This window comes from Streptomyces sp. TLI_171 (assembly GCF_003610255.1).
Taxonomy (GTDB): domain Bacteria; phylum Actinomycetota; class Actinomycetes; order Streptomycetales; family Streptomycetaceae; genus Kitasatospora.
The window spans coordinates 5,542,456-5,564,345 of sequence record NZ_RAPS01000001.1 but is presented as its reverse complement, the minus strand read 5'-3'; the positions used below and the strand labels follow the sequence as shown (position 1 = coordinate 5,564,345).

Below are 21,890 nucleotides of genomic sequence, written 5' to 3'. Positions count from 1 at the left end.
GCGTGCCAGACTGATCATCTTTCGATCGGTCTGGACGTGGGTGGGGCGGGCGTGGCGCGGCGGCGGTCTTCCGGGGTGTGGTCGGTACTGGCGGAGGCTCAGCGCGAGCAGCACCGTCGCGCGGAGGCCCAGCGCAAGGCCGCCGCCACCCAGCAGCGCGAGTACGAGCGCGCCCAGCGGGAGGCGCAGCGGACGGCTGCCCGGGGCGAGCGCGAGGCGCTCAAGGCGTACCAGCAGGGCCGGGAGTCGGACGCGGCCCGCCGCACCGCCGAACTGGACGAGCGGGTCGCCGAGTTGCGCGGCGTGCTGGCCACCGGCCTGGCCGGCCGCGGGTTCGCGCTGACGGACCGGCCCGGGGACGCGCTGCCGCCGTTCGATCCCGGGCCGCTGGGCGTCCCGGTGCCGATGCCCGATCAGAACTGGTACCTGGTCCCGCCGTTGACCGGCCCGCAGGCGTACCAGCCCGCGGCGCGCCGCCAGTGGGACGAGCAGTCCGCGCACGCCCGCGCCAGGTTCGAGTACGACTGGCAGGCCGCCTGGGCCGCCGAACAGCAGCGGCAGCGCCAACTCGCCGACTACCGCGCCCAGTACGACGCCTGGGCCGCCGAGCGGCGCCGGCTGCTGGCCGGACAGGCCGACCAGGCCGGGAGGCTCGCCGAACGGCTCCGCGCGGGCGAGGCCGCGGCCGTCGCCGAGTACTTCGAGGCCGTCATCGACTGGCGCGAGGACTGGCCGGACGGCTTCCCCGCCGACGGCGAGACCTCCTGGGACGCCGACACCCGCCGGCTGGTGGTGCGCTGGGAGCTGCCCCCGTACGAGGTGGTGCCGGCCGTCGGCCGGTACCGGTACGTCCGCTCCGACGACCGCGAGGACGAGGTCGCCCGGCCCGCCGCCCAGCGCAAGGAGCTCTACCGCGAGGTCCTCGCCCAGTGCGCGCTGCGGGTGCTGGCCGAGGTGTTCCGCGCCGACACCGGCGGGCTGATCGCCTCGGTCGGCCTGAACGGCGTGGTGGTCGCCCCCGACCCGGCCACCGGACAGCACGGCGACCGCTGCCTGCTGGCCGTCGAGGTCGACCGGGAGACCTTCGCCGGCCTCGCCCTGGACCGGGTCGCCCCGCTGGACTGTCTGGTGGACGCCCTCGGCGGACGGCTCTCCGCCCGCCCCGAGAAGGCCGACACCGTCACCGCCGTGCCCGCCGCCGCGACCTTCGCCGCCGACGAGGACGAGCCCGACCTGTTCGCCATGGACCCGCTCGAATTCGAGAAGCTGATCGCCGAGCTGTTCCGCCGGCGCGGCTTCCGCACCAGCACCACCGACCGCAGCGGCGACGAGGGCGTCGACGTGCTCGCCGAGGACCCCGACCCGATCACCGGCGGCAAGATCGTCATCCAGGCCAAGCGCTACCGGCACACCGTCTCCCCCAGCGCCGTCCGCGACCTCGAATCCACCATGCGCCACCAGGGCGCCAACCGCGGCATCCTGGTGACCACGTCGGGCTTCGGGCCGGGCTCGCACCGGCACGTCAAGGACAAGCCGCTCACCCTGGTCGACGGGCCGATGCTGCTCGCCCTGCTGCGCGAACACGGCCTCCCCGGGCGGCTCGGGCCCGCGGTCCCGGCCCAGCGGGGGCCTTCCGCCGTCGAACTGAGCCCGGGTCAGAACACCGTGCTGCCGGACGGGGAGGTCCGGGTCCGGTTCCGGGCCGGCGGCGCGGACGCCGACCTGACGCTGCTGCTGCTCGGCCCGGACGGCAAGGTCCGCCGCGACGAGGACTTCGTCTTCTACCACCAGCCCGGCGCGGAGGGCGGCGCGGTGGTGCTGCAGCCGGCGGACCGCAGCGCGACCGTGCTCACCGGCCGGCTGCCGGCGGCCGTCACGCGGGTGGCGGTCTCCGTCAACCTCGACACGGACGGCGACGCGACCTGCGCCGACCTGGTCGACCCCGCCGTCGAACTCGCCTCGGGCACCGGCCGCTGGGTCTTCCGGCCGCCCACCGACCCGGCGGTCTCCGCCATGCTGGTCGCCGAGCTCTACCGCCACCCCGCCGACGGTTGGAAGCTCCGCGCCGTCGGCCAGGGCTGGTCCGACGGCCTGGCCGGGCTGGCCCGCGACCACGGAGTGGACGTGGCCTGAACCGAACGGGCGTCAGAGCGCCTTGTGGTGCTTCCACTCCTCGGCGCAGACCCGGTAGCCGAACCAGTCGTTGATGGCGAGCATCGGGGTGTTGCCCGCGTCGTTGTGGGTGTAGGCGGCGGTCAGGCCGCGGGCCTTGGCGCGGTGGAGGGCGTGGGCCTTGGCGAGTTTGGCGAGCCCGCGGCCGCGGTGGGTGGAGCGGGTGGCGGTGAAGGCGGACCAGTAGGTGTGGCGGCCGTCGGTCTGGGCGGCGGAGAAGGCGACGGGTTCGCCGTCCGCGAGGACGACCGCGGTGAGGGTGTGGTCCTGGTCCGGGCGGCGCCAGATCTCGGCGAGCCAGCCCTCGTACGGCTGGTCGTCGAGTTCGAGGTCGCCGGGTTCGGCGCGGGTGCCGTCGATGTCGACCAGGTAGATGGGGTACGGGTCTTCCAGGAAGTCGGCGGCGGTGCGCAGTTCGACGCCGGGCGGGGTGGGCGGCAGCGGCGGGAGCGGGGCGGTGAGGTCGAGGCCGGAGTACCGGCCCGCCCGGCCCTGCCGGTAGCCACGGGCGGCGGCGAAGCCGAGCGCCTCCGGGGTGCCGTCGGCCCAGCCGTGCACGTCCCGGACGCCGAGGGCGGCGAGGCGGCGCTCGCCGGCCGCGAGCAGGGCGGTGCCGATGCCCGCGCCGCGGTGCTCGGGGAGCACGCTGAGGTTGAGGAAGCCCTGGTGCGGGGTGGTGCTCTCGGTGACCGGGCCGAACCGTACGGTGCCGACGACCCGGCCGGCGCGCTCGGCGACCAGCAGGTGGTAGTCGGGCAGGGCGGCCTGCCAGGAGACGACCTCGGGGGTGGTGACCTGGTGCGGGCGGCCGGCCCGGTAGGCCTCGGCGGCGTCGGCGGCGTCGGAAGGTGCGAACGGGCGGATGTCGTACGGCTGCGAAGTCATAGGCATGTCACGTTAGCCATTCGTTCTCCCGGGCGCCGCTGAATTTCCCCCCACCCGCGCGGGCGGCCGTTCAGTGGAACCGAAACCTCAAGTTCAGCTCTGAGTTTCCGTTGTGCCGCTTGGCATCGGGCCGTGGCGGATACACCCTCGGCAACGGGGGAGTCGGCGCCGTTCCAATGGCCCGTCGAAAAGGGGTGGAATATGTCTCCGATCGGTATTCCGCGGCTGGGCACCGGTCTGGGCTGGCGGCCCGAGATCGACACCGCGGTGGAACGGCTGACCGGGCTGGACTGGGTCGAGGTGGTGGCCGAGAACGTCTGCGCCGGCCATCTGCCGCCGTCGCTGGAGGCGTTGCTGGCGCGCGGCGTCACGGTCGTCCCGCACGGGGTGTCGCTCGGCCTGGGCGACGCCGCCGAGCCCGACCGGGGCCGGCTGGCGCGGCTCGCGGAGCTGGCGGGGGCGCTCGGGTCGCCGCTGGTCAGCGAGCACCTGGCGTTCGTCCGGGCGGGCGGCCTGGAGGCCGGGCACCTGCTGCCGGTGCCGCGGACCCGGGAGGCGCTGCGGGTGGTGGCGGCGAACGTGCGGATCGCGCAGGCCGAACTGCCGGTCCCGCTGGCGCTGGAGAACATCGCGGCGCACCTGGCCTGGCCGGGCGACGAGCTGACGGAGGCCCAGTTCCTCGCCGAGCTGGTCGAGCGCACCGGCGTGCACCTGCTGGTGGACGTCGCCAACCTGCACACCAACCGGGTCAACCTGGGCGTCGACCCGGCCGCCGAACTGGACCGGCTGCCGCTGGAGGCGATCGCCTACGTGCACGTGGCCGGCGGGGTCGAGCGCGACGGCGTCTGGCACGACACCCACACCCATCCCGTCACCGCGCCCGTGCTGGAGGTGCTCGCCGCGCTCTGCGGGCGCACCGACCCACCCGGGGTGCTGCTGGAGCGGGACGGCGCGTACCCGCCGCCCGCCGAACTGTCCGCCGAGCTCGACGCCATCCGTCGGGTCCACCGCGCGGCCCGCGACCACCAGGGGGAACCCGTCCGTGTCTGAACAGACCGAGTACCTGATCCGCGACCGCGCGGACGCCGAACTCGCCCTCGCCCGGCGCAACCTGGCGCAACGTCAGGAGCAGTTGTTGACCGCCCTGGTGGCGGGCGGGCCCGCGCCCGCGGGCTTCGACCCGGCGCAGCTGCGCACCCAGGCCGCGGGCCTGCTGGCCAAGCGCCGGGAGACCGTGGGCCACCTGATGCCGGAACTCCCGGAGCTGCTCGGCGCCGACTTCGCCCCGCTGTTCGCCCGGTACGCCGCCGGTCGGCCGCTCACCGGCGGCTACCGGGCCGACGCCCGGGCGTTCGCCGACTGGGCGCTGGACGCCGCTCCGGGCGCGTCCTGGCACGCCGCGCTGCACCGGCTGCTGCACCCCGCGGAGAGTCGGTGGAGCCGGCTGCTGCCGCGCCGCGCGGCCAAGTCGCACCCGTAACGCCCGGCACCCGCACGCTTCGCACGAAAGGACTCACGGGGGATGTGGAACACCCAGTTCGTGGTGGCACTGGCGCTCGTCGTGCTGACGATGACCGTCACCACCGTCTTCGACCGCCGCAGCCGTCGCGTCACCGACCCGCAGGGGCCGCCCGGGCGCGGCATTCCGCTGCTGCACGCCGCTTTCCTGGCCGGCGGGCCGGGGCGGGTGGTGGACACCGTGCTGGTCCGGATGGAGCGCGAGGGTCGGGTGGTGATCTCCCGGGCCCGGCGGGTCACCGTCACGGACGCCGCGCCGCGCGAGCCGGTCGAGGCGGTGCTGATCACCGCGGTCGGCGGCCGGGCCGGGCGGGACACCGAGGTGCTGCGCGCCTCCGTGATGGGCAGCCCGGAGGTGCAGCGGATCGGCGAGGCGCTGGCCGCCCGCGGGCTGCTGCGGCACCCGGGTGCGCTGCGGGCCGCCCGGCGGGCCCGCCGCCTGGTGGTGCTGGCGCTGCTGGTCACGCTGGTGCTCGGCGCGGTCTCCACCGCCCAGTGGCTGTCGGGTCCCGACCGGGACTCCACCGCTCCCCCGTTCTTCGCGTTCGGCGCGCTGGCCGTGCTGGCCGGCGTGCACCTGGTCGTCGGCCGGCCCGCGAAGTCCCGGATCACGCCGGCCGGGGTGCGCCAGTTGCAGCTGGTCCGCGGCAGCACGCCGTGGCGCCCGCGCGAGGTCCGCGCCGAACACGCCGCGCTGGTCGGCGCGTTCGCGCTGGACGGGACGGCGGCGCTGAGCGCCGCCGAGCTGTCGCCGCTGCGGGACGCGCTGGGCGGCGGGCGGAGCGCGCCCACCTCGCTCAAGAAGGCCGGGCGGTCCCGGAGTTCGGACTCCTCCGGCGACAGCGGGGTGGTCGCCGCGGGCGCGGTGTGGTGCGGGACGACCACCGCCTCCTGCGGCTCCTCGACCGGGCACACGGGGCACGGCGGGCACTCCTGCGGGTCGTCCTCGCACTCCTCCTCGCACTCGTGCGGCGGCTCGTCCAGCTCCTGCGGGTCGTCGAGTTCGTGCGGTTCGTCCAGCTCCTGCGGGTCCAGCTGCGGGGGCGGCGGCTGCGGTTCCTGAGCATCCGCCGAGTGTCACAGTTCGGTATCGCGACCGGGGTAGGCGTTCCGCTTCCGCCCGGCACAGGACTAGAACAAAAACCATGTGGGTGCTGCTGCTGATCCCGTCCTGTGCCGCCGCGGTGTTCTCCTGCCTCCGCCTGGTACGGGTCGCGGCGGTCGCGGACACCCTCACCGGACGCTTTCCGGCGCCGCCCGGGCGGCCCGCCGGGGTCGGCCTGTACGAGACCGCGTACCTGGCGGGCGGGCCGGGCCGGGTGGTGGACCTCGCACTGGTCCGGATGGCCGGCCTCGGGCGGCTGCACCTGGCCCACACCGGCTGGACCACCGTGGTCGACCCGCAGGGGCGCAGCCGCCTGGAGCGGGCCCTGATCAGCGCCATCGGTCCCGAAGGCCAGTGCCGCACCGCCCAGTTGAAGGCGGCGCTGGCCGCCCACCCGACCGTCCGCGACATCGGCGACCGGCTGGCCGTGGCGGGGCTGGCCACGCCTGCCGCGGTCCGCGACCGGGCGCTGCAGGCGATCCGGCACGTCCGCTACGCGCTGCTCGGCGCGGCGGCGATGCTGGTGCTGACCGTGCTGCTGAACGCCCCGGACAGCGCCGCCACCCGGACCGCCGTCGCCTGGTACGCGCTCCCGCTGGTGCTCACCGGCGGCACCCTGCTGATGGCCCGGGTCGACGTCCACGCCTACACCGCCTGGGCCGCCCCGGCCGGGCAGACGCTGCTGCGCACCCTGCGCTGGCCGCACCCGCACCACACCGTGACCCCGGACGACCTGCTCACCGCCGTCGCCATGTGCGGCCCGGACGCCGTGGCGGACCCGCGGCTGCGCGCCGCCCTGATCCACCGTTAGCCGCCGGCCGGAACCGCCAGGGGCCCCGGGGGTCGTCCCCGGGGCCCCTGACGGGCGTTCGGCCGGCCCCTAGTACAGGCCGGCGACCAGCTCGGCGACCGGCTTGCGGCGGCCGGTGAAGAACGGGACCTCTTCGCGGACGTGCAGCCGGGCGCGGGAGGGGCGCAGGTCGCGCATCAGGTCGACGATGCGGTGCAGTTCGTCGGCCTCGAAGGCGAGCAGCCACTCGTAGTCGCCGAGCGCGAAGGAGGCGACCGTGTTGGCGCGCACGTCGGGGTAGCCGCGGGCCATCTTGCCGTGCTCGGCCAGCATCGCGCGGCGCTCCTCGTCGGGGAGCAGGTACCACTCGTAGGAGCGGACGAACGGGTAGACGCAGACGTACTCGCGGGGCCGCTCGTCGGCGAGGAACGCCGGGATGTGCGACTTGTTGAACTCGGCGGGGCGGTGCAGCGCCATGTTCGACCAGACCGGCTCCAGGTGGCGGCCGAGACCGGTGCGGCGGAAGCGGTTGTACGCCTCCTGCAGGTCGTCGGAGGACTCGGCGTGCCACCAGATCATCAGGTCGGCGTCGGCGCGCAGGCCGGAGACGTCGTAGGTGCCGCGGACGGTGACGTCCTTGGCGTCGAGCTGCTCGAAGAGGGCGTCGACCTCGGCGACGAGTGCGGTGCGGTCCTCGGGGAGGCCGTCCTTGAGCTTGAACACCGACCACAGGGTGTAGCGGATGACCTGGTTGAGGTCGCGGGCCTTCTTCTTCACGGGCTGCTCAGTGCTTTCGGTCATGAGCCCATTGTCCCTTCTGGACGGTTGCTGCCGGTGCCGGGGGTGAGGAGGTCGGCGGCCCGCCGGGCGCCGGCGACGACGGCCGGGATGCCGACGCCGTCGTACGCGGCGCCGCAGACCGCGACCGCCCCGAGGGCGTCGAGCTCCGTGCGGATCCGGGCGACCCGGTCCAGGTGGCCGACGGGGTACTGCGGGAGGCCGTCGGTCCACCGGGTGACGGCGTGGTCGTACGGGGTGGCGCGCAGGCCGACGGCGTCGTGCAGGTCGGCGAGCGAGCGGGCGACGAGTTCGGCGTCGTCCGACTGCAGTGCGGCGTCCTCCTGGTGGCGGCCGAGCGAGGTGCGCAGCAGGAAGGCGTCGGGGGCGGAGCGCGTCAGCCAGCCCCACTTGTTGGAGGAGAAGGTGGAGGCCTTGATGCTGCGCCGGTCGACCGGCGGGACGAGGAAGCCGCTGCCGGTGAGCGGGCTGTCGGCGAGGTCGGCGCGCCGGAACGCCAGGGTGACCAGGGCCATCGACGCGTACTCGATCCGGCGCAGTTCGGCCGCCGCGGCGGGGGCGTCGGCGGCCAGCAGGGCGGCGGCCTGCGGCGCGGGGACGGCCAGGACGACGGCGTCGGCGTCGATCCGGCGACCACCGGTGGTGACCTGCCAGCCGTCGGGGGTGCGGCGCAGGGCCTCGACCTGGTGACCGGTGCGCAGGTCGGCGCCGCGGGCGCGGTCGTGGGCGGCGATCGCCTCCGGGAGGGTGCCGAGTCCGCCGCGCAGACCCTGGAAGACCGGTCCGGTGGCGGTGGCGCGGCGGCTGAGTTCGGCGACGGCGGCGGTCAACGAGCCGGGCTGCTCGGCGAGTCGGAGCAGTTGCGGGACGGCGGCGCGGATCGAGATCCGGTCGGCGTGCCCGGCGTAGACGCCGCCGAGCAGCGGTTCGACCAGCCGGTCGACGACCTCGCGGCCGAGCCGGGCGGCGATGTACTGCCCGATCGGGGCGTCCTCGCCGAGCTCGGCGGGCTGCTCGTCGACGACCCGCTGCAGACCCTCGGGGGTGAGCACGCCGGAGGCCTTCAGGGCGTCCAGGTCGCCCGGTACGCCCATGAGTTGGCCGCCGGGCAGCGGGCGCAGCCCGTCCCGGGTCCAGATCGCGGCCTTGGCGGTGGTGGGCGGTTCCAGTTGCTCGCCGAGACCGACCAGGCGGGCCAGCTCGACGGCCTCGGGCCGCCGGGCGAGCATCGACTCCGCGCCGAGGTCGACCCGGACGCCGCCGACCTCGCCGCCGCGCAGCTTGCCGCCGAAGCGTTCGGACGCCTCCAGCACGGTCACCCGTACCGGTTCGGCACTGAGGAAGGCGGCCGCGGCCAGTCCCGCGACTCCGCCACCGATCACCACGACGTGAGGTTTCGCCATGTCGATCAGTCTTCCAGCCTTTATCCGAAATGCCGGAACCGCCTCCGGTGCCCTGAGACCGCCGTGAGTCCGCAGCGTGATCGATCCGGTACCGCCGGTGCGGGTCCGGATCCGCGGCCGCGGCGTCAGAGTTCCGAAGGGGTCGGCGAACGGTCCGCCCCGGGACACGGGGAGGGTACGGATGGAGATGCGCGTACGCAGAGCCGGCGCGGCCGGGGCACTGGCCGCGGTCCTGCTGCTGGCGGGGTGCAGTGCGAACGACGGCGGAGAGCAGTCGTCCTCGCGCGCCGGGGTCGCCCAGGACGCGGTGGCCCCGCAGGCCGGCGGCGCGGCCACCCCCGGCAAGGGGGCCGCCACCGGCGGGAGCGGGGCGGGCGCCGCGGCGAGCGCCGGGACGGACACCGCCGCCGGGGCGGGCAGCCCGGCGGTGACGAACCGTCAGATCGCCTACCAGGCGAAGCTCACCGTACGGGTCGACGCCGTCGACCAGGCCCGCGGCAAGGCCGTCGCCCTGGTGCTCGCGGCCGACGGGTACGTGTCCGGCGAGAACCTGCGCGGCGGTTCGGGCGACAGCATGCAGGCCACCCTGGTCCTCAAGGTGCCGTCCGCGGCGTACCAGCAGACCCTCGACGGGCTGGGCCGGCTCGGCACCCGGCTCTCGCTCTCCAGCCAGGCCGACGACCTCACCCAGCAGATCGCCGACGTGGACAGCCGGGTCAAGTCGATGAAGGCCAGCGTGGACCGGGTGCGGGCGCTGATGGCCGACGCCAAGTCGCTGGCCGAGGTGGTGTCGCTGGAGAGCGAGCTGACCCGCCGCGAGTCCGACCTGGAGTCGCTGCAGCGCCAGCAGCAGGAGCTCACCGCCCGCACCTCGCTGTCCACCGTGACGCTGGACCTGGTGCCGGCCTCGACGCCGGCCCCGCCCGTCCCCGCCGGGCACGACGACGGGTTCTGGCACTCGGTCGGCGACGCGCTGTCCGGCGGCTGGGAGGCGCTGGTCGGGCTGGTGCGCGTGCTGCTGATGGTGCTGGCCGCGCTCGCGCCGTTCCTGCTGATCCTGGTCCCGCTCGGCTGGCTGCTGCGCCGCTACCTGCGGGCCCGCCCCAAGCCGCAGCAGTTCTCCGCCCCGAGCGGCCCCGACCGGGGCCCGGTGGGCTGGGCGGTCCCGCCGCAGCCCGCGCACAGCCCCGACGAGACCGAGTAGACCCGACCACCGGCCCCACCTGCCGGGACCGCCCGCACTCCGCCGCTCAGCCTCGACGCAGCGCGGTGATCGGGCGGTCCGCGGTGGCCCGGAGCGCGGCGAGGGTCGCGCACGGGGTGGCGATCAGGACGCAGAGCGCGGCGGTCGCGGCCGGCGTCGCCCACGGCAGCGCGAACACGGCGGGCGCGCCCAGCAGCCGCAGCGCCGCCTGCATCGCGCCGAGCGCGGCCAGCGTGACGGCGGCGCCGAGCAGCGCCCCGACCGCGACGACCAGCGCGGTCTCGGCGGCGACCAGGCGCAGCACCCGGCCCCTGGTGGCGCCGGCCAGCCGGAGCTGGGCGAGTTCGCGCCGCCGGTCCGCGGTGGTGGTGACGGCGGTGTGGGCCAGCGAGATGGCGGTGTAGAGCAGGGCCAGGCCGAGGACGGCGGCGATCCGCCGCACCCGGCGCGGGTCGTCCGCCGGGTAGTGCGCGTCCAGCCAGTCGGCGCGGGACGCGACGGCGGCCCCGTACGCCCGCGCGGCCTCGTCCACCTGCCGTTCGGCGCCCGGGCCGGCCTTCACCTCGATCCGGTCGGTCCGCGCGCCGGGCGCGTTGCGCGCGGTGACGTACACCGGCTGGTCGCCCGTCCCGTCGCGCAGCACGGCGGCCACCCGCAGGGTGCGCCGGGTGCCGTCGGCGAGCACCACCGGCACCGGCTCCCCCACCGTGCGGTGCCCCCACTCCCGGGACAGCACCACGCTGTCGTCGTCGAGCGCCGCCGGGTCGCCCGCGACCACCGGCAGCCGCCGCACCGCGGCCAGCGCCGACGGATCGTCAACCATGCGTCCCTCGGCCCGCACTGACGTGCCGTCGGATTCCAGCACGGACAGGGCCACGCCGCCCGTCGCCGAGACCACGGTTCCCGGCGCCGACCGCAGCGCGGCCGCCAAGGCGTCCGCCCGGCCGCCGGGTTCGACGATCCGGTCGGCCCGCACCTGCGACCGCGCCTCGGCGGACCGCGCGGCGGCCACCGTGCCCGGGGCGCCCACCAGGGTGCCCGCGAGGGCGACCGCCAGCAGCACCGGCGCGGCGAGCGCGCCCGTGCGGCGCAGACCGCCGAGCGCGGCGGCCCGGACCAGCCGGGGCCGGCGGGTGAACGGGAGGGTCAGCAGCCGCAGCAGCGGGCGGGCCAGGACCGGGGCGAGCAGCGCGGCGGCCGAGACCAGCACCATCGGCTGCAGCGTGTAGGTCTTGCGGTGCAGCAGGTCCGCCGGGTCCTGGAGCAGAGCGGCGGCGGTGAGCGCCGCGGACCCGCCGAGCAGTGCCAGAGCGCCCAGCCAGCGGCCCGCCGTCATCACCCGCAGGTCGACGTCCGCCTCCCGGAGCGCCTCCAGCGGGCGGACCCGGCCGGCCCGCCGGGCGGCGACGGCGACTCCCGCGAGCGCGATCAGCGGGCCGGTGGCGCACGCGGTGACCAACGGCCAGGCGGGCGTGCCGATCCGGAAGCCCGCGGGCGCCAGCTCGGCGGCCACCAGCCAGCGGGCGAGCAGCGGCGCCCCCGCCCGGCCCAGCGCACCGCCCGTCGCGGTGGCCAGCAGCCCGAACAGCGCGGCCTCCAGCAGGACGGTGCGCCTCAGCTGTCCGCGGGTCGCCCCGGCGAGGCGGAGCAGCCCGAACTCGCGCCGCCGCCGGGCCACCGCGTAGGAGAAGGTGGACGCCACCACGAAGCCGGCGGTGAAGACGCCGACCCCTCCCGCGGTGCCGAGTTGGGCGATCAGCGACACCCGGTCCTCGCCGGGCGGCAGCGCGGCGCTCGCGGCGAGGCCGAGCAGCGTCACCGCCATCAGCGCGACCCCGAGGGCGAGCGCGGTGAACGCCCCGAGCAGCGCGGTCTTCCCGGCGTACAGCGAGCGGACGGCGATCCTGGTCAGTGCGGTCGTCATGAGCGACAACCCAACCCCCGCCGAGCCCCCCGCACACTGACGCGAGCCCCACCACGGAAGGTAGACCCCGCACTACCGACACCACCCCGCAGTCCCTCTAGGGTCGCTCCCAGCGAAGGGGGTTCTCCGATGACCGACTGCTGGCAGGCGCTGCGCCGACCCGGCTTCCTGCGCACCTCCTGGCCCTGGCGGTCGGCGGGGTACCTGTTGGGGTGCGGGGTGTCGGGGCTGGTGCTGTGCGGGGTGCTGGTGGTGTGGGTCGCCGTCGGCGGGGCGTTGGCGGTGGCCGTGGTGGGGCTGCCGCTGGTGGTGGCGTTGCCGTTGGCGGGGTTGCCGTTCGGGGCGTGGGAGCGGCGGCTGTTGCGACTGATGGGCGGCCCGCGGCCGGCGGATCCGCACCGGGTGCCGGAGGCGCCGGGCCTGCGGGCCTGGCTGCGGGTCAGGTACGGCGAGGCGGCGACCTGGCGGGAGGCGGGCAGCGCGCTGCTCTCCGCGTTCCTGCTCTGGCCGCTGGATCTGCTGGTGGTCGCGGGGGCGCTGGTCCCGCTCCAGCTGCTCGCCGCTCCGCTCCGACTGGCGTGGGACGGCGAGCAGGTGAACGTGCTGAAGGTCTGGCAGTTGCACGAGCCCGGCCAGGCCTGGGCGGTGGCGGCGGTGGGCGCGGTGCTGCTGCCGCTGGCGGGGTATCCGCTGACGCTGGCGGCGGGCGCCCGGGCCGCGCTGGTACGGGTGCTGACGGGCGGTCAGGAGGGGGTCGGCGAGCTGGTGCGCTCCCGGGCCCGGCTGGTGGACGCGTTCGAGGCGGAGCGCCGCCGAATCGAGCGGGACCTGCACGACGGCGCGCAGCAGCGGCTGGTCGCCCTGTCGATGGCGCTGGGCCTGGCCAGGCTGGACGCGCCGGCCGGCGGCCCGCTGGCGGAGCGGCTGGCGGCGGCGCACGCGGAGGCGGACGGGGCGCTGGCGGAGCTGCGGGAGCTGGTGCACGGCATCCACCCGCGGGTGCTGGCGGACCGCGGGCTGCCGGACGCCTGCGCCGATCTGGCGGACCGTTCGGTGCTGCCGGTGGAGGTGGCGGTGTCGGTGCCGGGCCGGCTGCCCGCGCCGGTGGAGTCGGCGGGGTACTTCGCGGTGGCGGAGGCGCTGGCGAACGCGGCCAAGCACAGCGGCGCGTCGCGGGTCCGGGTGGCGGGCCGCTGGTCGGGCGGCGCGCTGGCGCTGGAGGTGTCGGACGACGGCCGCGGCGGGGCGGACGCCTCCGCGGGCAGCGGGTTGACGGGGCTGGCGGACCGGGTCGCGGTGGTGGGCGGCAGACTGTCCGTCAGCAGCCCGCCCGGTGGCCCGACCCTGCTGCGTGTGGAGATCCCGTGCACCCTGACGCCCAGCCCCCGCTCCGTCTAGTCCTGGCCGAGGACTCCGTCCTGCTGCGGGCGGGCCTGGTCGGCCTGCTGGAGCGCTTCGGGCACACGGTGGCGGCGGCGGTCGGCGACGCCCCCGCGCTGCTGGTGGCGGTCGCCGAGCACCGCCCCGACCTGGTGCTGACGGACGTCCGGATGCCGCCGGACCTGTCCGACGAGGGCCTGCGGGCGGCGCTGCGGCTGCGCGCCGCGCAGCCCGGCCTGCCGGTGCTGGTGCTCTCCCAGTACGTGCAGCGCTCGTACGCCGCCGACCTGTTGGAGAGCGGCGACGGCTCGGGGGTGGGGTACCTGCTGAAGGACCGGGTCGGCCATGTCGAGGAGTTCCTGGCCGCGGTGCGGACGGTCGCCGCGGGCGGCACGGTGGTCGACCCGGAGGTGGTGCGCCGGCTGCTGGCCCGCCGCCGCGACCCGCTGGAGCGGCTGACGCCCCGGGAGCGCGAGGTGCTGGAGCTGATGGCGCAGGGCTGCTCGAACGCGGAGATCTGTCGCCGGCTGCTGGTCTCCGAGGCCGCGGTGGCCAAGCACATCGGCAACATCCTGCTGAAGCTGGACCTGCCGCCCGCCGAGGACACCCACCGCCGGGTGCTGGCCGTGCTGGCGTACCTGAACGACGAGGGCCGGGGCTGACAGAGCCCCGGCCCCGTGACGGCCGGTCAGCGGGCGCTGGCCTCGTGCACGAAGGCGGTCAGCCGGGTCAGCGCGTCCGGGTCCATGCTCGGCATGACGCCGTGGCCCAGGTTGAAGATGTGGTGGCTGCCGCCGAGCGCCTGCGCGGCGTGCAGCACCTCGCGGGCCTTGGTCTCCACCACGTGGGTGGGGGCGAACAGCACCGCCGGGTCGAGGTTGCCCTGCAGGCCCTTGCCCGGGCCGACCCGGTTGGCGGCCTCGTCCAGCGGGACCCGCCAGTCGACGCCGACGATGTCCGCGCCGGCCTGCCCCATCAGGCCGAGCAGTTCGCCGGTGTTGACGCCGAAGTGGATCCGCGGCACCCCGTACGGGGCGACCTCGTCGAAGACCTTGGTGCTGGCGGGCAGCACCGAGCGGCGGTACTCGTCGGGGGCGAGCGCGCCGGCCCAGGAGTCGAACAGCTGGATCGCCGAGGCACCCGCCTCGATCTGGATCTTCAGGAAGGCGGAGGTGATCGCCGCGAGGCGGTCGACGAGTTCGGCCCACAGCTCGGGCTCGCCGTACATCATCGCCTTGGTGTTCTCGTAGCTGCGCGAGGGGCCGCCCTCGACCAGGTAGCTGGCGAGCGTGAACGGCGCGCCGGCGAAGCCGATCAGCGGGGTGGCGCCGAGCTCGGCGACCAGCAGGCCGACCGCCTCGGTGATGTACGGCATGTCGTCGGGCTCCAGCGGGCGCAGCCGCTGCAGGTCGTCCTTGGTGCGGATCGGGTCGGCGATCACCGGGCCGACGCCGCCCTTGATCTCCACGTCGATGCCGACCGCCTTCAGCGGGACGACGATGTCGGAGAAGAAGATCGCCGCGTCCACCTTGTGCCGGCGAACCGGCTGCAGGGTGATCTCCTTGACCAGGTCGGGCCGCATGCAGGCGTCCAGCATCGGGATGCCCTCGCGCACCTTCAGGTACTCGGGCAGCGAGCGGCCGGCCTGCCGCATGAACCACACCGGGGTGTGGGGCACCGGCTCGTTGCGGGCGGCGCGCAGGAAGACGGAGTCGTACGCGGCGCCGCGGGGCCGCTGACCGGACTGGGCTGCGGGGGTCTCACTCACGGGTCACATCCTCGCACGGTGCCGGCGGCGCCCCGGCCGGGCGGCCGCCCCCGGCAGGCAAAACGGACAGCTCGGGCGGCCCGTGACCACTCCGGGCTCGCAACCTGCTCGAATTCCGGAATTTCGGCACGCCGGAGGGGCGAAAGTGCTCGGATTGCGAGCCCGCGCCACCTAGGCTTCCGGACATGGCAGCGGTCGGCGGGCAATCCGCACAGGGTGGAGGAACGGGCAGGGAGTCGGCGCCGATCGAGTTCCGCGACGCGGTCGAGGCGCTGACCGGGGCGAGACTGCGCCCCGAGGTACGGCTGTCCCCGCAGCCCGCCCCCCGCCGGCTGGCCCCGTACACCTTCGCGATCGCCGCCTCGATCGAGGTGGACGGCGAGGAGTTGGCGGACGGCACCCTGGTGCTGCTGCACGACCCGTCCGCGCCGGAGGCGTGGAACGGCGACTTCCGGGTGGTCACCATGTCCCGGGCCGAGCTGGAGCCGGAGATGGCGGGCGACCCGCTGCTGTCCGAGGTCGGCTGGAGCTGGCTGCTGGACGCGCTGCAGGCGCAGGCCGCCGGCTACGCCGAGCCGTCCGGCACGGTGACCAGGTGCCACTCCCAGTACTTCGGGGCGCTGGCCGAGCGCGGCGCGTCCACCGAGATCGAGCTGCGGGCGTCCTGGACGCCGGCCGACCGGCGCTTCGAACGGCACCTGGCCGCCTGGGCGGACCTGTTGTGCGTGTGCGCGGGCCTGCCGCCGACCACGCCCGCCCCGCCGGTCGCCGAGCCCGGCGCGCTCGGCGGTGTGGTGCCGATGCCGGCCCGTCGCCGGCCGCGCAACTCGCACTGAGGCCGGCCGGATCTCCTGACCTCCCGTCAGCGGCGGTCCACACCTCAGGGGGACACCCCGGCGTTCCGGGTGCGATGCCACCCGCAGGACTGACGGAGTGTGACTTCGTATGCGCTCCCGGTCAATTACCTGCCCGTTCCCGATCGACGTGTCGTCGACAGCGATCGAATCTGTGCGATTTCCGGGCATGTCGTACCGGTCACCTGCGCGATTTGTCCGTATTGTTACTCACCAGATCGTGATCACTCGCTAAAGCCGGGCACGGTTGATGCCGAAGGTGTCAGTGACCCTTTCCAGACGCGGAACACTCCGACCGCCCCCTCGGGGTTCCGTCCGCCACTCCCCGCAGGAGGCCCCAGTTGTCGGTCCTTCTTGAGCACCCCGCAAACGTGGTCGCCTACCGTCCGACGAAGCCCACCGCCATGGTGGTCATCGCTGATCCCCGGGTCCGGAACACGGTCACCCGGCATCTATGGGCGCTCGGTGTCCGCGACGTCATCGAGGTCTCCTCGATCGCCGAGGCCCGACCCCGGATCAACACCCCCCGGGACATCTGCATCGCGGATGTCCACCTGCCCGACGGCTCCGGACTGACCGTCCTGGCCGAGACCCGGGCCGCAGGCTGGCCCAACGGCCTGGCGCTGTCCGCCGCCGACGACATCGGCGCGGTCCGCTCGGCCCTGGCCGGCGGCGTCAAGGGCTACGTGGTGACGGGCACCCGCACCAACATGCCGATGCCCGGCCGCCCCGGGCTGCCGCTCGGAGCGGCCGGGCTGGCCGGCCGGATGCGCCGTCCCGGCATCCCCGGCCACCACCACCCGGGTGCGCACGGCGCCCCCGGCCAGCCCGGAGCCGCCGCTCCCGGCGCTCCCGGTGCGCCCGGCGCCCAGCCGTCCGCGTACCGCGAGCTGTCCGGCCGCGAGGTCGAGGTGCTGCGACTGGTCGCCGAGGGCCAGTCCAACAAGGCGATCGGGGTGGCGATGGGCCTGTCCGCGCTCACCGTGAAGAGCCACCTGGCGCGCATCGCCCGCAAGCTGGGCACCGGCGACCGGGCCGGCATGGTGGCCGTGGCGCTGCGCACCGGCATCATCCACTGATCGGCACAGTCCCTGGTGGCGGCCCGGAGGAACGTTTCCTCCGGGCCGTCGCCGTTGCCGCTCTCGGGCGGCCGACGGCCCGCATCCAGGGCGTTCGCCCATGTGACGGGCCGTCAGCGGTCCTCCGCGCCACGCCCGGGCGGCGGCCCGGAACGCCCCGCGAACCCCGGCTGGCATATGTCCGAACATGGTCCGACCAGTCAGACAACACTCCCGGCGGCGGCACACGACGTACCCTTGGGGGGTGACCGACGCCGTAGCCGCCATCCCCGAAGAGACCGCCCCGGTTCCGCTGCTCGAACCCCGGGACGGGCTCCCACCGGTGGTGTCCGACGCCGGGACGCTGGCCGCCACGATCGCGGCCTTCCGCACCGGTACCGGACCGGTCGCCGTCGACGCCGAACGCGCCTCCGGCTACCGCTACGGCCAGCGTGCCTACCTGATCCAGCTCCGTCGCCAGGGCGCCGGCACCGCGCTGATCGACCCGATCGCCTGCCCCGACCTGTCCGCGCTGGACGAGGCGATCCACGACACCGAGTGGGTCGTGCACGCCGCCACCCAGGACCTGCCGTGCCTGTTCGAGGTCGGCATGCACCCCGGCGTGCTGTTCGACACCGAACTGGCCGGGCGACTGGCCGGCTTCCCCCGGGTCGGCCTCGGCCCGATGACCGAGAACGTGCTCGGCCTCTCGCTCGCCAAGGAGCACTCCGCGGTCGACTGGTCCACCCGACCGCTCCCCGAACCCTGGCTGCGCTACGCCGCGCTCGACGTCGAGGTGCTGGTCGACCTCCGCGACGCCCTGGAGGACGAACTCGACCGGCAGGGCAAACTCGACTGGGCCCACCAGGAGTTCGCCGCCCTCGCCGCCGCCCCCCGCCCCGCCCCCCGGGTGGACCCCTGGCGGCGCACCTCCCAGCTGCACAAGGTCCGCCGTCGCCGGCAGCTCGCCGCCGTCCGCGAGCTGTGGCTCGCCCGCGACCGGATCGCCCGCGAACGCGACGTCTCCCCCGGCCGGGTGCTGCCCGACGCCGCCATCGTCAACGCGGCGCTCGCGATGCCCGCGAACGCGCCCGCGCTGATCGCCGTCCAGGGCTTCGGCCCGCGGGTGAACCGCCGCCAGCTCGACCAGTGGCTCGCCGCGATCGAGCGCGCCCGCGAGATCCCCGAGTCCGCGCTGCCGCCCGCGACCGCCCCGCACGACGGGCCGCCGCCGCCGCGGGCGTGGGCCGAGAAGGACCCGGTGGCCGCCGCCCGCCTCACCGGCGCCCGCGCTGCCGTCACCGCCCTCGCCGAGCAGCACCACCTCCCGGCCGAGAACCTGATCACCCCCGACCTGGTCCGCCGCGTCTCCTGGGAGCCGCCCGCCCAGCCGGACGCCACCGCCGTCGCCGACGCCCTGCACGCCCTGGGCGCCCGCCAGTGGCAGACCGACCTGGTCGCCCCGGCGCTGGCCAAGGCCTTCCGCGAGGCCGCCGAGTAACGGTCGGGAGTGCGTCCTTCGTCTCACTCCCCACCTCCTTGCCCCCCGTTGTTACTCGTGGGTAGATTGGTGGACGCAGCTGCGCCGCTCATGGGCGCGCTCATCGTCATGTCCCCCTGGGAGGAGAGCCCCCGTGCCTCGTACCGCGAGGGACGTCGTCTTTGTCGACGGCGTCCGCACCCCGTTCGGCAAGGCCGGCCCGAAGGGCATCTACCACGAGACGCGCGCCGACGACCTCGTCGTCAAGTGCATCCGTGAGCTCGTGCGCCGCAACCCGAACCTGCCCGTCGAGCGGATCGACGAGGTAGCCGTCGCGGCCACCACGCAGATCGGCGACCAGGGTCTGACCATCGGCCGCACCGCCGCACTGCTCTCCGGCCTCCCGAAGTCCGTCCCGGGCTACGCGATCGACCGGATGTGCGCCGGCGCGATGACCGCCGTCACCACCACCGCGGGCGGCATCGCCTTCGGCGCGTACGACATCGTCGTCGCCGGCGGCGTCGAGCACATGGGCCGGCACCCGATGGGCGAGGGCGTCGACCCGAACCCGCGGTTCGTCTCCGAGAAGCTGGTCGACGAGTCCGCCCTGTTCATGGGCATGACCGCGGAGAACCTGCACGACCGCTTCCCGCACCTCACCAAGGAGCGCTGCGACGCGTACGCGGTGCGCTCGCAGGAGAAGGCCGCGAAGGCGTACGCGAACGGCGACATCCAGCCCGACCTGGTGCCGATCGCCATCCGCAACACCAACCCCGACGTGGGCGAGACCGGTTGGGGCCTGGCCACCACCGACGAGCCGATGCGCCCGGGCACCACGATGGCCAGCCTGGCCGGGCTGAAGACCCCGTTCCGCCCGCACGGCAACATCACCGCGGGCAACTCGGCCGGCCTGAACGACGGCGCCACCGCCTCGCTGCTCGCCGCCGAGGACGTCGCCCGCGAGCTGGGCCTGCCGGTCAAGATGCGCCTGGTGAGCTACGCCTTCGCCGGCGTCGAGCCCGAGGTGATGGGCATCGGCCCCGTCCCGGCGACCGAGAAGGCGCTGGCCAAGGCCGGCCTGACCATCGACGACATCGGCGCGTTCGAGGTCAACGAGGCGTTCGCCATCCAGGTGCTGGCCTTCCTCGACCACTACGGCATCGCCGACGACGACGAGCGGGTCAACCCGTACGGCGGCGCGATCGCCTTCGGCCACCCGCTGGCCTCCTCGGGCGTGCGCCTGATGTCCCAGCTGGCCCGCCGCTTCGAGCAGCGCCCCGACGTCCGCTACGGCCTCACCACCATGTGCATCGGCTTCGGCATGGGCGGCACCGTCATCTGGGAGAACCCGCACTTCGAGGGTGGTAAGTGACCATGAGCACCACTGAGCTGCTGCAGCGCGCCGCCGAACTCTTCCCCGGCGAGGTCGTCACCACCGCGCACGTGCGCCACCTGGACCTGCCCCTGCAGGCCGGCAAGCTGGCGCTGATCACCCTCGACAACGGCTTCGACCACACCAAGCCGACCACCTTCGGCCCCGGCTCGCTGGCCAAGCTGTCCGAGGCGCTGGACCAGGTCGAGGCCGAGGCCGCCGAGGGCAAGGTGGTCGCCGTGGCGATCACCGGCAAGCCGTTCATCTTCGCGGTCGGCGCCGACCTCAAGGGCGTCGAGATCCTCACCGACCACGCCGACGCGCTGGCCATCGGCAAGGGCGGCCACGACGTCTTCAAGCGGATCGCCGCGCTGCCCGTCCCCTCCTTCGCCTACTACAACGGCGCGGCGATGGGCGGCGGCGTCGAGGTCGGCCTGCACGCCACCTACCGCACCGTCAGCGCGGGCGTCCCGGCGTTCTCGCTCCCCGAGGTCTTCCTCGGCCTGGTCCCCGGCTGGGGCGGCTGCACCCTGCTGCCGAACCTGATCGGCCCGGCCAAGGCCGTCAAGGTCATCGTCGAGAACTCGATGGCGCAGAACAAGCAGCTCAAGGGCCAGGAGGTGTTCGAGCTCGGCATCGCGGACGCGATCTTCGAGCCGGCCGACTTCCTGGAGCAGTCGCTGCTGTGGACGGCCAAGGTGCTCAAGGGCGACGTCGTCGTCGAGCGCGAGGAGATCGACCGCGGCAAGGCCTGGGACGACGCCGTGCTGTGGGGCCGCTGGGTCGCCGACGCCAAGGTGCACGGCGCCGCCCCCGCCGCCTACAAGGCGCTCGACATCATCGCCCAGGTCAAGGACCAGGACCTGCAGGCCGGCTTCGACGCGGAGGACACCGCGCTCGCCGACCTGATCATGAGCGGCGAGCTCCGCGCCGGCCTGTACGCCTTCAACCTGGTGCAGCGCCGCGCGAAGAAGCCGTTCGGCGCGCCCGACAAGTCGCTGGCCCGCCCCGTCACCAAGGTCGGCGTGGTCGGCGCCGGTCTGATGGCCTCCCAGCTGGCGCTGCTCTTCGCGCGCCGCCTGGAGGTGCCGGTGGTGCTCACCGACATCGACCAGGAGCGCATCGACAAGGGCGTGGGCTACGTCCACGGCGAGATCGACAAGCTGCTGGCGAAGGGCCGGATCGGCGGCGACAAGGCCAACAAGCTCAAGGGCCTGGTCACCGGTCACCTCGACAAGGCCGTCGCGTTCGGCGACGCGGACTTCGTCATCGAGGCCGTGTTCGAGGAGATGGGCGTCAAGCAGAAGGTGTTCGCGGAGCTGGAGGCGGTGGTCTCGCCGACCACCATCCTGGCCACCAACACCTCCTCGCTGTCGGTCAGCGAGATGGCCTCCAAGCTCCAGCACCCGGAGCGCGTGGTCGGCTTCCACTTCTTCAACCCGGTCGCGATCCTCCCGCTGCTGGAGATCGTCCGCGCCGAGCAGACCGACGACGCCTCGCTGGCCACCGCCTTCGGCGTCGCCAAGAAGCTCAAGAAGACCGCGGTCCTCACCAAGGACGCCCCGGCGTTCGTGGTCAACCGCATCCTCACCCGCTTCATGGGCGAGATCCAGAACATCATCGACGAGGGCACCCCGTTCGAGACCGTCGAGGCCGCGGTGAAGCCGCTCGGCCTGCCGATGTCCCCGATCGCCCTGCTCGAACTGGTCGGCCCCGCCATCGCCCTGCACGTCTCCGAGACCCTGCACGGCGCCTTCCCGGAGCGCTTCAGCGTCTCCGAGAACCTCGGCAAGGTCGTCAAGGCCGGCAAGCGCGGCTTCTACATCTGGCAGGACGGCGCCCAGGTCCTCGACCCCGAGGTCCTCGCCCTCCTCACCTTCGGCGACAACGTGCTGACGGAGGACCAGGTCCGCGCCCGCGCCCTGGAGGCCGTCGCCCAGGAGATCGGCCTGATGCTCGACGAGAACGTGGTCGGCGAGGCCCAGGACATCGACCTGTGCATGATCACCGGTGCCGGCTGGCCCTTCCACCTCGGCGGCATCACCCCGTACCTCGACCGCGAGGGCGTCTCCGAGCGCGTCAACGGCAAGAAGTTCCTGGCCCCCGGCCTGGCTTCGGTCCCCGCCTGACACCGCCTCACCCGCACCGCCGGGCGGCACTCCCCCACCTTCGGGCCGGG

General features: G+C 74.7%; 16 protein-coding genes and 1 pseudogene. 12 read left to right on the top strand and 5 right to left on the bottom strand.

Annotation, left to right across the window (positions count from 1 at the left end; all coding sequences use genetic code 11):
• The first annotated feature begins 75 nt into the window (after positions 1 to 75).
• On the top strand, positions 76 to 2,133 hold the full coding sequence (locus tag BX266_RS25075) for a restriction endonuclease (RefSeq protein ID WP_099903317.1): 2,058 nt from the start codon (positions 76 to 78) through the stop codon (positions 2,131 to 2,133).
• A 12-nt stretch (positions 2,134 to 2,145) separates the two neighbouring features.
• On the opposite strand, the gene BX266_RS25070 is transcribed toward BX266_RS25075, so the two are convergent.
• Complete coding sequence (locus BX266_RS25070; protein ID WP_099903315.1) at positions 2,146 to 3,057, bottom strand: GNAT family N-acetyltransferase; 912 nt, start codon at positions 3,055 to 3,057, stop codon at positions 2,146 to 2,148.
• Positions 3,058 to 3,273: 216 nt separating this feature from the next.
• Here BX266_RS25070 and BX266_RS41210 point away from each other — a divergent pair.
• The 3 genes and pseudogenes from BX266_RS41210 (at position 3,274) to BX266_RS25050 (ending at position 6,491) form a co-directional block, all read left to right on the top strand.
• Positions 3,274 to 4,537 (top strand): annotated as a pseudogene (locus tag BX266_RS41210) (DUF692 domain-containing protein).
• Between the two features lie 42 nt (positions 4,538 to 4,579).
• Positions 4,580 to 5,638, top strand: a complete 1,059-nt coding sequence (locus tag BX266_RS25055; RefSeq protein WP_099903309.1) for a TIGR04222 domain-containing membrane protein — start codon at positions 4,580 to 4,582, stop codon at positions 5,636 to 5,638.
• 82 nt (positions 5,639 to 5,720) lie between these two features.
• The gene (locus BX266_RS25050; protein ID WP_099903307.1) at positions 5,721 to 6,491 is read left to right on the top strand and encodes a TIGR04222 domain-containing membrane protein; all 771 of its coding nucleotides are present in this window, start codon (positions 5,721 to 5,723) and stop codon (positions 6,489 to 6,491) included.
• A gap of 69 nt (positions 6,492 to 6,560) precedes the next feature.
• On the opposite strand, the gene hemQ is transcribed toward BX266_RS25050, so the two are convergent.
• Positions 6,561 to 7,271 (bottom strand): hydrogen peroxide-dependent heme synthase, encoded by a 711-nt coding sequence (hemQ, locus tag BX266_RS25045; RefSeq protein ID WP_099903306.1) that lies wholly within the window; start codon positions 7,269 to 7,271, stop codon positions 6,561 to 6,563.
• Positions 7,268 to 8,671, bottom strand: coding sequence for a protoporphyrinogen oxidase (gene hemG / locus BX266_RS25040; protein WP_099903304.1), 1,404 nt, complete (start codon positions 8,669 to 8,671; stop codon positions 7,268 to 7,270). The genes hemQ and hemG overlap by 4 nt, the downstream gene beginning before the upstream one ends.
• Positions 8,672 to 8,852: 181 nt before the next feature.
• On the opposite strand from hemG, the gene BX266_RS25035 reads away from it, so the two are divergent.
• Positions 8,853 to 9,875 (top strand): DUF4349 domain-containing protein, encoded by a 1,023-nt coding sequence (locus BX266_RS25035; protein WP_099903302.1) that lies wholly within the window; start codon positions 8,853 to 8,855, stop codon positions 9,873 to 9,875.
• Positions 9,876 to 9,921: 46 nt separating this feature from the next.
• On the opposite strand, the gene BX266_RS25030 is transcribed toward BX266_RS25035, so the two are convergent.
• Positions 9,922 to 11,799, bottom strand: a complete 1,878-nt coding sequence (locus BX266_RS25030; RefSeq protein ID WP_099903301.1) for an ABC transporter permease — start codon at positions 11,797 to 11,799, stop codon at positions 9,922 to 9,924.
• A 129-nt stretch (positions 11,800 to 11,928) separates the two neighbouring features.
• Here BX266_RS25030 and BX266_RS25025 point away from each other — a divergent pair, with 129 nt between their 5' ends.
• Together BX266_RS25025 and BX266_RS25020 are read left to right on the top strand one after the other, a co-directional pair.
• Entirely contained in the window at positions 11,929 to 13,197 is a 1,269-nt protein-coding gene (locus BX266_RS25025; protein ID WP_099903299.1) for a sensor domain-containing protein, read from the top strand.
• Positions 13,164 to 13,841, top strand: a complete 678-nt coding sequence (locus BX266_RS25020; RefSeq protein ID WP_099903298.1) for a response regulator — start codon at positions 13,164 to 13,166, stop codon at positions 13,839 to 13,841. The genes BX266_RS25025 and BX266_RS25020 overlap by 34 nt, the downstream gene beginning before the upstream one ends.
• Before the next feature lie 26 nt (positions 13,842 to 13,867).
• On the opposite strand, the gene hemE is transcribed toward BX266_RS25020, so the two are convergent.
• Positions 13,868 to 14,947 (bottom strand): uroporphyrinogen decarboxylase, encoded by a 1,080-nt coding sequence (hemE, locus tag BX266_RS25015; RefSeq protein ID WP_099903296.1) that lies wholly within the window; start codon positions 14,945 to 14,947, stop codon positions 13,868 to 13,870.
• A 185-nt stretch (positions 14,948 to 15,132) separates the two neighbouring features.
• On the opposite strand from hemE, the gene BX266_RS25010 reads away from it, so the two are divergent.
• From BX266_RS25010 to BX266_RS24990, 5 genes are all read left to right on the top strand, one after another.
• On the top strand, positions 15,133 to 15,783 hold the full coding sequence (locus BX266_RS25010) for a DUF3000 domain-containing protein (RefSeq protein WP_099903295.1): 651 nt from the start codon (positions 15,133 to 15,135) through the stop codon (positions 15,781 to 15,783).
• A 359-nt stretch (positions 15,784 to 16,142) separates the two neighbouring features.
• Positions 16,143 to 16,880 carry a response regulator transcription factor gene (locus BX266_RS25005; RefSeq protein ID WP_099903293.1) on the top strand — a complete coding sequence of 246 codons (738 nt, stop codon included), beginning with the start codon at positions 16,143 to 16,145 and terminating at the stop codon, positions 16,878 to 16,880.
• A 244-nt stretch (positions 16,881 to 17,124) separates the two neighbouring features.
• Entirely contained in the window at positions 17,125 to 18,360 is a 1,236-nt protein-coding gene (locus BX266_RS25000) for a ribonuclease D (RefSeq protein WP_099903292.1), read from the top strand.
• A gap of 133 nt (positions 18,361 to 18,493) precedes the next feature.
• On the top strand, positions 18,494 to 19,711 hold the full coding sequence (locus BX266_RS24995) for an acetyl-CoA C-acyltransferase (protein WP_099903290.1): 1,218 nt from the start codon (positions 18,494 to 18,496) through the stop codon (positions 19,709 to 19,711).
• 2 nt (positions 19,712 to 19,713) lie between these two features.
• Positions 19,714 to 21,840, top strand: a complete 2,127-nt coding sequence (locus BX266_RS24990; protein ID WP_099903289.1) for a 3-hydroxyacyl-CoA dehydrogenase NAD-binding domain-containing protein — start codon at positions 19,714 to 19,716, stop codon at positions 21,838 to 21,840.
• Positions 21,841 to 21,890 lie beyond the last annotated feature (50 nt).